Raw genomic sequence first — 12,934 nt, 5'->3', positions numbered from 1 at the left:
AGGGCTAAAAAGTTTCTTCTAATTATGGAGGATTGAGGTTTAAACCCGCTACCTTCAACCTTTAAACCCTCTACCTTTCTCATACCAACGCTGCGTTATTTACTTCAATTTCAGCATTTCCGGCCAATTTATAAAACTGGTTTCTGATACCGATTTCCAAATCAATGGCTGCATTGTTTTTGATACTGATACCGTTCTCGGTAATATTAATCTTTAAGGTGGCTCCTCTAAAGCCGATGGTAAATGAAAAAGATTTCCATTTGCCCGGCAAGAAAGGATTAAACTGCAATTTGCCATCACGCACACGCATGCCCGCAAAACCTTCTACCACACTCATCCATGTGCCCGCCATCGAAGTGATGTGCAAACCATCTTCGGTATCGTTGTTATAATCATCAAGATCTAAACGGGCAGTACGCAGATAAAATTCATAGGCACGTGCTTCATCATTTAATTTTGCCGCTAAAATACTGTGTACGCAAGGCGACAATGAACTTTCGTGTACGGTACGTGGCTCATAAAAATCGAAGTTACGTTTCAAGGTATCCAGATCGTAATCTTCTTCAAAGAAATACAATCCCTGTAAAACATCGGCCTGTTTAATGAAACACGAGCGTAAAATCCTGTCCCAGCTCCATTTTTGATTAATTGGACGTTCGCTGGCAGGAAGATCTTTCACCAACGTTTGTTCTTTATCTAAATATCCATCCTGTTGTAAGAAAATACCCAGTTTTTCATCATGCGGATAATACATCTTTTCGATAATATCTGCCCAGTCGGTAAATTCCTTTTGATCGAAATTTAAGCTTTTTAACAGACTGTTGTATTTTTCAGGCTGTTGTGTTTTCACGATTTCTGCAGCTTCGGTTGCATATTTCATGCACCAGGTAGCCAAAATATTGGTGTACCAGTTGTTGTTTACATTGTTTTCATATTCGTTTGGACCGGTTACGCCAAGCATTACATATTGCTGTTTATCGTTGCTCCAGTTAACGCGTTGTTTCCAGAAACGGGCAATTCCGATCAACACTTCTAAACCAAAATCAGAAAGATAGCTTTCATCGCCAGTATAGCGGATATAATTGAAAATAGCAAAAGCAATAGCGCCATTACGGTGGATTTCTTCGAAGGTGATTTCCCATTCGTTGTGGCATTCCTCGCCGTTCATCGTTACCATTGGATACAATGCTGCACCGTCTTTAAAGCCTAATTTTGCTGCGTTTTCTATCGCTTTGCCCAATTGTTTATGGCGATACACCAACAGATTTTTACTTACTTCCTGCGGAGCAGTTGCCAGATAAAACGGAACACAATAAGCCTCAGTATCCCAATAGGTTGAGCCTCCATATTTTTCGCCCGTAAAACCTTTCGGACCAATGTTCAATCGGTCATCCTTACCGGTATAGGTTTGAAAAAGCTGAAAAATATTGAAACGAATAGCCTGTTGAGCCGAAACATCACCTTCGATAATAATGTCGCTTTCTTCCCACTTGCTTACCCAGGCTTCGGTTTGTTCTGTTAACAAGGTATCGAATCCTTTAGCAGATGCTTTGGAAATTACCGATTTTGTTTCTTTTAAAAGTGATTCTTTCGGGTAATTTTCTGAAGATAAATTTGCCGCGATTTTAACCAAAGTGATCTCTTCATTTGCTTTTACCTCAAGAGAAAAAGTTTGTCCAACAAATTTCTCTTTGCTGACAGCCTCTGGATTAATGTCTAATTTCTCCGCATTTTTATACAGTTCGATATTACTCCCTGTACAAACTTCAAATGCTGTTTTCTTTGTTCTTAGTTTGATATAAGCTTCTGTTCCCGAAATTTCATCTGCAATTTTATCCCAGAATTTTTCGTCGTAGTTGCTATCCTGATTTTTAACATCACCATCAATAAAAGGCATTAATGTTAATTTACCATCAAAATTTAATGGCGTAATGCTATATCGGATGGCGCCAACTTCATCATCAGCTATGCTGCAAAAGCGGGTTGATTTAACTTTTACGGTTTTACCGCTTTTTAACTTTGCCGTGAAAGTACGCTCCAGATATCCCGCATGCATGTTTAGCACACGTTTAAAATCACTCACCTCAGCGGTTGCCAGATCAAGGATTTCATCATCTAGTTTTACTTCGATACCTACCCAGTTTGCGGCGTTTAATACTTTTGCAAAATATTCCGGATAACCGTTTTTCCACCACCCCACTCGGGTTTTATCTGGATAATAAACACCGGCAACGTAATTTCCAAGTAGCGTTTCTCCCGTATAAGTTTCTTCAAAATTGGCCCGCTGGCCCATACGGCCATTACCCAAGCTGAAAATACTTTCCGAAATTTTATTTAAATGTGGATCAAAGCCTTCTTCGATAATATTCCACTCATCTGCTTTAATGTAATTTTTCATATTTAGTATCAAGTAGCGAGTAACTAGTATCAAGTAATTAGAATCGGGTATCAAGATAAATTTACTACTGGATACTTACTACTTAATACTTGCTACTCCTTTACAATTCTTCTAGGTCTTTAACTGTTAATTTGTCTAATCCGCTTACTACCACATCTGCCTGGCTAAGCACTTTTTTTTCGCCGATACCAATGGCTTTCATTCCGCCTCTTTTTGCCGCTTCTACACCAGCAACAGCATCTTCAAAAACCACACATTCATCAGGTGCGAAGCCTAAGAGTTCGGCTCCTTTTAAAAATACTTCAGGATCTGGTTTTGATTTGGTGACCATGTTTCCATCAACTATTTCATCGAAGAAATGGGCAAGGTCTGTTTTCTCTAAAATAATTCCAGAGTTTTTACTTGCCGAGCCCAAGGCCAATTTGTAACCGGCTTTGTGAATCGCCGTTAAGAAATCAACCGTTCCGGGCAAAACCTCGGCAGGTGTCATTTTAGTAATCATATCTACATACCAGCTGTTTTTCAAACTAGCGAGTTCTTCTTTTTCGGCATCGGTTTTATCTACTCCACCCCAGGCGAGAATCTTATTTAAACTTTCTACGCGGCTAACGCCTTTTAACTGTTCGTTCTGCTCTTCCGTAAAATCGAAACCCATGGTATTGGCCAAACGTTTCCAAGCTTTGTAATGGTAAACTGCTGTATCTACAAGTACGCCATCTAAATCGAATAGACAAGCTTTGATGGAAGATGGATGGAAGATGTTGGATGTATTTTCTTGCATGTTTTTATAACTAGCCATCGACTGAAGTCAATGGCAATAAATTAATTTAGCTCCAGTACCAGCGTTGTTTTAGCGGGCACTTTAATGTTTTGAAAACTGATGTTTTCGCCGGTAATTACGTTTTTAGCGGAAGTAATTCCTGTTGTTCTTTCGGCAAAACGATCGGTATTTAATGTTTTTTCTTTCTCTGTATTATTTACAATAACCATTACTGTTCCTTTTGGTTCTGCATTGTAGCGGAAATAAACATAAATATCATCTTGCGGTACAAACTGCATCAATTTACCGGTTTGTAATGCTGCGCTGTTTTTACGGAAATTGGCTAATGTTTTAACAAAATTGAAAGCTTCATTTTCTTTGCCCGTACGGCCATCGGCAATAAATTTGTCTTTTTTATCACCTTCCCATCCACCTGGAAAATCAGAACGGATCAGTCCATCGGGATTGGAAAAATTTTTCATTAAAATTTCTGTTCCATAATACATTTCAGGAATACCCCGCATGGTTAAGAGAATGCTCATTCCCATTTTGTATTTATCGAAATCTTCGCCAACCATCGAATAGAAACGGCTCATATCGTGATTATCTAAAAAAATGCAGTTGGTATTTGGGTTTTTATAGAGAAAATCGTGCGCTAAGGTGGCATATAAACGGTTAATTCCGTCTACCCAACCGTTTTTGCCATTTATTCCTTCGTAAATCGCATCTTTTAAAGTGGCATCTGTAATTCCTTGCAAATGGGTATCGAAACCGCGGTTAACCGTATTGCCACCCGTAAAAAAGGCCTGATTGGCCACAGCAGTTACCAGTGTTTCGCCAAAAACAGATAAATGCGGGAATTCCGCCTGGACTTTTACAGCCCAATCGGCCATATAAACAGGGTCGTTATATCCGTAAGTATCCAAACGTAAACCATCAATGCCCGCATATTCAATCCACCAGATGTGGTTTTGGGTCAGGTAGTTTTGTACATATGGATTAGTCTGGTTTAAATCGGGCATTGAAGGTACGAACCAACCATCTAACATTTGTTTGCGATCTGCCGCAGAGGCGTGTACATCCATCACGGTCTGATCTCGGTAACTCGTTTGCGTGTATTTTGGCCATTGGTTTAACCAGCTTTTCATCGGTAAATCTTTATAAAACCAATGTTGTGTACCAATGTGGTTGTGTACAATATCTTTAATCACTTTTAATCCTTTGGCATGGGCAATCTCTACATACTTTTTGTAAAGTGCATTTGTTCCATAACGTGGATCTATTTTATAATGATCGGTTACCGCATAGCCATGGTAAGAAGCCTGTGGCATATCGTTTTCTACCTCTGGCGTCATCCAAACTGTAGTTACACCCAAATCATTCAGGTAATCGAGGTGATTAATTACGCCCTGAATATCGCCACCATGACGGTAGTACATACTATCGCGGTTTAATGCAGTTTCGGTTAAACCCTGAACCACATCGTTACTTTTATCGCCGTTCGAAAAACGATCGGGCATGAGCAGGTAAATAAAATCTTTGTTGGTTACCCCTTGAATCCTACCCACGCTTTTATCGCGGTTTTTTAATTCGTAAGTGTAACTGAATATTTTTTTGCCGTTTACAGAAAAATTGATTGGAAAACTACCCGATTTTACGGTAGCGGCAATTGTTAAATCGAGAAATAGATAATTTGGGTTTTCTACCTTATTTACTTTGACCAGCTTAACGCCTGGATAAGTTAAGGCCACTGTGGTATGGGCAATGTTTTCGCCATGTACCAGTAACTGTAATTTAGGATTATGCATCCCCGCGTACCAGAACATGGGCTCTACACGCTCCAGCTTTTGAGCGAAGAGATTGATACTGCTAAACAGTACAACCAGGAAAATGAATATTTTTTTTAATCCCGGCACATTGGCGTGGATTTTAGTTTGAGCATTAAAAGGAGAAGGAATAACGTAAGAAAAGGTAGCTGAGGTAAGCGATTTTATCATGCTAAAACTTTTTAATGATTTTAAAAATCCTGCAGAGATCAAACGATCTCTACAGGAATAGTTTAGTTAATGATTAATTTTTAACCATGGTGTACGATCCGGTTTTACCATCAGCATTAACCGTTAAGGTTAGGGTGTAGGTTCCGGCCTCTGCTACCATGATATCAGCACCATTGTTGCCAATACTGGTTGTCCAATCGTGGTTTAATCTGAATTTAAAAGCACCGGCGGTTAAAGCGATTTTAGTTTGCCAGGTACCTTTTCCATCGTTAATAAATTTTAAGTCGGTATCTACCGCCCAGTTGCTGCCAGGAATTGCATTACCAATAACAGACCAATAATCTGCCTTTGCAATGGTATAAGTTTTCTTATTCAAATCAACAGTCAGTAGTTTAAACTCTGCCGATATTGAACTGATATCGCCACCAGAAGTACTAATAGTACCGCCACCTGCATCACCATAAGCCACATCCCATTTTTTTGCTGGAGTAATTTTGAATGGACTACCGTCAAACTTGATGATTCCCGTATAAACGCCGTTACTGGTTAAAGATACCAAACTATCAGCTGTTGAAGGATTCCAGCCTTGATAATTACCAGGCACATAAATCCATGCTGATGCTAAATAAGGGGTAGCGCTTAAAGTAATTACATTTGAATAGGTCATGGCATTTGCTGCAGCGCCAGATTTCAACCTCACTTCTACCTGTGCTGGTGTACCGATGGTTGCACCAAGGGCTAACATCATAGTATTAAAGTCGTTTACCGTCGGCGAATATGAAGTTGTACTGATTACATACTCTTTAGGTGAGGCAAAGTTTTTTCCTTTAATATCAAACTGAATGGTTGACGTTACCGGCACTGTGTAACCCGTAACAGTGGGTGCAGGAAATGTCAAGGTTAATGCAGGCTTTGTTCCGTTTGCCTGTACTAAGCTTAAGCTGGTTGCTGAGGCGGTAAGTGTACCTGCAGGGCTTACATTCGAAACCGTTTGCGTTTCGTCTTTTTTGCAAGACCAAAGCGATAGGGCTAAACAGCATACCGCTAAGGATTTAAATAATATTGATTTCATATGCTATTAAGATTAATAACCAGTGTTTTGAACCAGATTCGGATTTGCGATTAAATCAGCATTTGGAATCGGATATAGATTTCGGTAAGCAGGTAAACTCGTGCCGGCCTTTACGCCTCCTTTAAATGGCCATAAATAAGTAGCTCCGGCAAATTTGCCATAACGGATTAAATCGGTACGACGGTGACCTTCCCAATACAACTCGCGACCTCTCTCATCTAAATAAAAGTCTGTTGTTAAAGCTGCTGCGCTAACATTACCGCTTGTATTGCCATAAGCTCTTTGACGTAATCTATTTACGTAAGTTAAAGCATCTGTTACATTACCACCCGAACCGCCTCTTGCCAAAGCTTCTCCATAAATAAGATATTGTTCTGCCAAGCGGAAAAGGGCAAAATCTAAAGAACTGAACGTTCCGTTTAATGATGCAGGAGTTGTACCGCCTGATGTTACATTTCTAAACTTGGTCACCTTTAAACCATCATTAGGATCAGAAATGGCATCTATTGTTGCTTTCGGCCCAACAAAAACACCGCGTTTATCAATTGATCCAGTAGTGTTTGGAAATAAGGCTGGTAAATTCTGACGGGTACGGTTACCGGCCCAACCACCATTTGGTATACCATACTCTCCCGCTACCATACCTGCAGCATCAGCCGATGCATAAACTGCCGCGTTGATCAAGAAAGTGGTACCTCCAAAATTGGTTCCGTTAACACCATCATAGTTAATGGTCAATATATTTTCGGTGTTTCCAATATTGTTATCGGCTTTAAATAGATTGGCATAACTCGGATTTAAACTATAACTGGCTGCTATAACTTTGCTCGAATAGGTAATTGCTTCTGTATATTTTGCAGTACCTGTATAAACCTGAGCATTTAAATATAACCTGGCCAATAATGCCCAATCTGCGCCTTTATCTGCACGGCCATACTCATTGGCACGAGGTTCGGCAAGGTCGCTTTCTATCGCTTTCAACTCTGATTCTACATAAGTAAACAATGCTGCACGCTGAATCTGTTTAGGGTTAACCTTTCCGATTTCGTCAGCTTCAGTTACAAATGGCGGATTTCCAAATGCATCTAACAATACCCAATACTGATAGGCACGTAAGAAACGGGCCTCTGCACGGTAACGCGCAACATTAGTTGCATCAGCGCCGGTAATATTACGTGAAGCCAGTTTATCGGCAGTGCTTTGACGTAAATAATCGTTAACCAGGGTAATCTGCGAGATACTACGTGAGTATAAACCTCTTAAAAACTGGTTATCGGTAGACCAGGTAGCATTGTCTAATTCAGGTATACCTGTATCGCCCCAATTACATACCGCCTCATCTGTCACCAATTCTTGTGAGGTCCAAAACAACCTTAAAAAATCTGCGAAACCTGAGTTTAAGCCCCCAACATCACTGTTATCTGAGCCCGATGGACTTGTTAATCCATAATTTGCATATAACCTAACCAGCTGTTGTTTGTAACCTGCAGGCGTAGCGTAAGCAATATCCGCCGTTACATCATTGGTTGGTGTTAGATTTAATGCTTCTTTTTTGCATGCGTTTAATGATAGCACTAAAACCGCTGATGCCAATATTATTTTAAATGAGCTTTTCATTTTATTTTCTTCTATTAAAAACCAACGTTTAAACCTAGCGTGTATGTTCTTGGTCGTGGATACAGGTTATAATCGATACCTGTAGCCAATTCTGGATCAAGACCTTTGTATTTCGTTACAACGAAAACATTTTGGCAGTTTGCCGAAATTCTCATCGTTGCCGTTCCATCTTTAGATAGTTTGCCAATATTATAGGCCAAACCTAAATTATCCATTTTCAGAAAAGATGCATTCTTGATGTAGTAATCGCTCAGGTACTGTGTATTGGTAAAACCAGTATTCAATATATCGCTACCGGCATTATTAAGGATACCTACTGAACTTAACAGGTTTGATTTTATGCCAAAGTTCGAGCTCACATTATCATAAACGTAATTACCTAAACTGGCTCTCAAAACTGTATTAACACTCCATTTTTTGTAGGTAAACGAGGTATTGAAACCAAAAGTAAATTGAGGATCTGGCGATTTATAGAAATACTGATCATCAGTAGTAATGGCACCATCACCATTTAAATCCTGGTAAACACCTTCAAGTGGTTTGCCGCTTGCATCATAAACCTGTTTGTATACAAAATACGATTGAGGAATCTGATTAACCGCATTGTATTTTAAGTGGATTCCGGTTCCTCCTGAGATATCGCCGGCATCAATTTTAAATCCAGAGTTCGGGTTTAAGGTTAAGTTGGTTACCTTTCTTTTGTTATAAGAAGCGTTTACACCAAAGTCCCAAGTGGTATTTTCAGTTTTAATGGCTGTAAAATTTAAGCTTACTTCTGCACCTTTAACATCCATATTACCTACGTTGGTAACTAATTCATTGCTAAAGTTTGTTCCTACCGGAATGGTAATCTTACTTAATAAATCAGAGGTTTTTTTATAATACACATCAATACTACCATATAACCTGCCGCCTAAAAACCCATAATCTAAACCAGCATTATAAGTGGTGGTGGTTTCCCATCTCAAATCAGGATCGTATCCCGCTGGGGCATAATAATTATAAAAAGTATTACCAATCTGATATTGACCTGTATTGCTGTTGGCGTAGTATTTAGCGATGTAATTGTAGTTACCAATATCGCCACCATCCTTATTACCTGTTTCGCCATAACTTAATCTCAATTTCAGGTCAGAAAGCACTTTGCTATCCTTTAGGAAATTTTCTCCGATAATTCTCCAGGTAAAACCTACTGAAGGGAAATATCCCCAACGGTTGTTTTCCGCAAATTTTGAAGAAGCATCGGCACGCATCGTGGCCGACAGGATATATTTTTCAGCAAGTGTATAGTTAAATCTTCCGTAATAAGAAAGCATTTTATTACGTTCTACCGAAAATGGGAAAACCGGTGTAACGATTGGCGCACCTAAACCGGTATAATTGGTAAAGTTATAACCAGTGGTCGCGATATCGTAATAACCATAACCGGCAGTTACATCAAATCTACTTTTAATGCTTTCTACCGTATGTGCATAGTTTAAATAGAATTCAGAAAACTTATCTGATTCTGTTTTTAAAGCCCTCGAAAATGAGCCATTTGTTGCTGCAGCCTGAGCCGCATAAGTTGGCACAGTGATGTTTCCATAACCTTTAGATACATCGTAACCAAGGTTTAAGTTTGCATGTAACTCGGGTAAAAAGTGGAAAGAGTAATCGAATTTAGCATTACCCACACTGCGTGCGGCATTACCGTTATTATCCTGTAACCTAATTAATGCAACCGGGTTACGTGGTGCATTCGGGTTTGGAACCATTGCACTTCCCGTACCTTGTGTCCATTCGAAATAGTTACCGTATTTATTGTTAGCATTAATTGGCTGGGTAGGGTCGAACTGAATAGCTGAATTAATTGCCCCAGCATTTGCAAAATGTGAGTCGGTTAGCGATCCCTTTAAATTTAAATCGATCTTTAAATGATCTTTAAACAATCTTGGCGACAAGGTAATTGAACCTGTTCCACGTTTTAATTTATCGGTAATCAATAAACCATCCTGATCTAAATAACCTGCAGAAACACGGTAAGGCACACCTTTAAATGAACCTGCAATACTCAGGTTATTATCAGAAGTAAAAGCATTCTGATAAATAGCATCCTGCCAGTCTGTATTTGCCGTTCCCAGCAAAGCTTTTTGTGTAGCGTTGCCGTTTGCATTAACATATGCGCGAACCTGATCGGCAGAAAGTACATCTACTTTTCTGGCAACTGTTGCAATAGCGTTATTAGTACTAAAGTTTATTACAGGCGCACCAGAACCACCTTTTTTAGTGGTAATTAAAATTACCCCGTTCGATGCTCTTGAACCATAAATTGCCGTTGCGTTAGCATCTTTCAGTACGGTAAAAGTTTCTATATCATTCGGATTGATCAGCGATAACGGGCTTGGCGCATTATCGATGGTATTACCGCTAAATGGCACTCCATCAATTACAACCAATGGATCGTTACTGGCATTTAGTGATGCCCCGCCACGGATACGGATTTGGCTACCTACTCCGGGTTGACCGCTATTGGAGATAATGTTTACCCCTGCTATCTTACCCTGAATTAATTGTTCGGGCGTTGTTATCGCTCCTTTTTGAAAATCTTTCGAATTTACTGTAGTGATTGATCCAGTTAGGTTTTTCTTTTCTGCAGTACCATAACCGATTACCACAACTTCATTCAGTTTTTGTGCATCGGGTGCCAATTGAAAATTAACAGTAGCATTTGCTGAAATGCTTACGGCTTTATCAAGGGTTTGGTAACCGATAAAACTTGCAGATAACGTTATCGAACCATTCGATAAACCTGCTAGTTTATAATTACCATTGGCATCGGTTGATGTACTTCTTGTTGTTCCTTTTACAACTACAGAAGCGCCAGGTAATGGCAGTCCGGTTTCATCAAGCACTTTACCAGATACCGATCCGGTTTGTGCTTTTACCATTAATGCTGAAAAAACTAACAGCACCAAAAGCCCCTGTTTTAACAGGTAAAATACTCTCATATTTGAAGCTCGTTTAAGTATAAAAATTTGGTTAAATATTATAGTGATTTACACATAGGCCTAATTTACAGCTGTTAATGATATTTCAAAATTTATTTAAAAAATATATTTCGGGCCAAAATATCAACAAGAAAATCAATGTAAAAATTAGCTTTTCGCCACCATTAAAAATCTTCATTAAAGAATTATTAAATTTTCAATTATTTGATAATCAATAAATTATAAATGTTAAATTTCAATTTAAAGTGTAATTATTACACTAAGTCATTTTTTAAGCTTTTTTCGGGAACGTTCCCGAAAAAATTAGATCAAAATTTAGTCATCTTTCGGGAACGTTCCCGAAAATCGGCCAGAATTCTGCGTATTTTACACTAAGTGAAGATTTTTTTTGAAAATTTCAGGCTAAAAACGAAGCCATTTTTTGGACCATTTTTTACCCGTTTACAGTCGAATTCCGCTTGATAATTTTAGACTCTAAGACCACCTCATTTGGCAGGTTTTTATCGGCATGACCATCTAAAATAGTAAACAATAATTTAGCCGCTTCCTCTCCTATTTCGGTAGCAGGTTGAGTGATGGTAGTAAGTGAGGGATTTAATAAAGGAGCAATTTCCAGGCTGGAGAAACTGATCACTTTTAAATCTTTAGGAATATTGATATTGAGATCGTAACAGGCATAGTAGGTGGCAAAAGCCAAACGTTCAACCGAGGTAAACACACCATCGGGTTTTAACTGTATTAAAGCCTGTTTAATGATAATGCTGTTTTCTTCGTAACTGTTGCTGCAATCCACAATCAGGTTTTCTTCGAAAGGAATCTGGTGTTTGGCTAATGCATCAAGATAGCCCTGCATACGTGTTTTACCTATCGATAAACTTTTATTTACCACCAGGTAGGCAATTCTACTGCAGCCCTGCTCTATCAAATGCTCAGTTGCCAGAAAGCTGCTGTTATAATCGTTTGTAATTACCCTAGGGGTATCAATATCTTCGTAAATCCGATCGAAAAACACCAATGGCAGCCGCTTACTGCCAAATTTATTGAGGTAATTATGATCGTTGGCTTCTCCAGAAACCGACATTACAATGCCGTCGGCCCTGCCATTGTGCAAATGGCGGATAAAAGTTACTTCTTTTTTATAATCATCATCCGTTACGTAAATCAAAATATGGTAGCCATTTTCTCTTGCTACGCGTTCAATACCGTGAATGGCCTGTGAGAAATAATTATTGGCCAGTTCGGGTACAATAACGGCAATGGTTTTACTTTTTTGCTCCCTTAAATTACTGGCGTAATGGTTGGGCTGATAGTTTAATTCTTTTGCTTTGGCTAATATACGCGCTTTGGTAGCCCCATTAATGTCGCTATTATCCCTAAAAGCCCTCGAAATTGTAGAAGTAGATAAATTTAAAGCTTCTGCTAACTTCTTAATATTAATACTATCCATTTTTGGCCATTGAACCCAATTAATTTGAATTAACGCTGTAAATATAAACTTTAAATATCCGAAATATTTTATAAGCTTTAAAATTATACATTTCGTGTTCAATTCATATCATCAGATAACCGCTTATGAAATTCAGCCTCAAAAACCTTTGATTGGCCAATGGTAAAATTGTTTAAATAAATATTCATTTTTTTTAAAACAAAAAGCATCTTTACCGCTTTAATAATTGTACGCGATTAATCATCTCATTATACCAATTGCAAAACAAAACCATATGAAATAAAATTACAAAATGGGAAATAAGAAAATACTCATTGCCGATGATGATGAAGGAATTGTTGATGCTGTGACGATGATTTTGGAGGTGATGGGTTATGATGTTGAATTTACATACGATGGTGGGGCAGTAATAGACGCGGTAAAAAATAAGCCAGATCTGATTATGCTTGATATCTGGATGAGTGGACACGATGGCAGGGATATCTGCAAACAGCTTAAAAACGATCCTCAATTTAAGGAAATTCCTATTTTAATGATCTCAGCCAGTAGAGACATCAGACAATCTGCGCTCGATGCCGGGGCCAATGATTTTATGGAAAAACCGTTTGAGATGGATTCGTTACTGAATAAAGTAGAGGTATTGTTGGATTAGATTG

8 protein-coding genes are annotated in these 12,934 nt (G+C 38.7%); 1 reads left to right on the top strand and 7 read right to left on the bottom strand.

From position 1 onward, the window contains the following. Positions 1-79 precede the first annotated feature (79 nt). From AC1RJ8_RS04665 to AC1RJ8_RS04635, 7 genes are all read right to left on the bottom strand, one after another. Positions 80-2,398 (bottom strand): glycoside hydrolase family 65 protein, encoded by a 2,319-nt coding sequence (locus AC1RJ8_RS04665; RefSeq protein ID WP_492952738.1) that lies wholly within the window; start codon positions 2,396-2,398, stop codon positions 80-82. A gap of 100 nt (positions 2,399-2,498) precedes the next feature. Continuing rightward, positions 2,499-3,179, bottom strand: coding sequence for a beta-phosphoglucomutase (gene pgmB / locus AC1RJ8_RS04660; protein WP_492952737.1), 681 nt, complete (start codon positions 3,177-3,179; stop codon positions 2,499-2,501). 41 nt (positions 3,180-3,220) lie between these two features. Beyond that, positions 3,221-5,155, bottom strand: a complete 1,935-nt coding sequence (locus AC1RJ8_RS04655; RefSeq protein WP_492952736.1) for a glycoside hydrolase family 13 protein — start codon at positions 5,153-5,155, stop codon at positions 3,221-3,223. A 73-nt stretch (positions 5,156-5,228) separates the two neighbouring features. Then, on the bottom strand, positions 5,229-6,227 hold the full coding sequence (locus tag AC1RJ8_RS04650; RefSeq protein ID WP_492952735.1) for a SusE domain-containing protein: 999 nt from the start codon (positions 6,225-6,227) through the stop codon (positions 5,229-5,231). Positions 6,228-6,239: 12 nt separating this feature from the next. Then, entirely contained in the window at positions 6,240-7,844 is a 1,605-nt protein-coding gene (locus tag AC1RJ8_RS04645) for a RagB/SusD family nutrient uptake outer membrane protein (protein WP_492952734.1), read from the bottom strand. Between the two features lie 14 nt (positions 7,845-7,858). Beyond that, a complete protein-coding gene (locus AC1RJ8_RS04640; RefSeq protein ID WP_492952733.1) occupies positions 7,859-10,831 on the bottom strand; it encodes a SusC/RagA family TonB-linked outer membrane protein in 2,973 nt (990 codons plus the stop codon). Positions 10,832-11,264: 433 nt separating this feature from the next. Next, on the bottom strand, positions 11,265-12,278 hold the full coding sequence (locus AC1RJ8_RS04635) for a LacI family DNA-binding transcriptional regulator (protein ID WP_492952732.1): 1,014 nt from the start codon (positions 12,276-12,278) through the stop codon (positions 11,265-11,267). A gap of 292 nt (positions 12,279-12,570) precedes the next feature. Here AC1RJ8_RS04635 and AC1RJ8_RS04630 point away from each other — a divergent pair, with 292 nt between their 5' ends. After that, positions 12,571-12,930, top strand: coding sequence for a response regulator (locus tag AC1RJ8_RS04630; protein WP_029278891.1), 360 nt, complete (start codon positions 12,571-12,573; stop codon positions 12,928-12,930). Positions 12,931-12,934: the final 4 nt, after the last annotated feature.

The sequence above is a fragment of the Pedobacter sp. GW822-FHT03F06 genome, from assembly GCF_058801365.1.
This window is presented reverse-complemented; position numbering and strand designations above follow the sequence as displayed.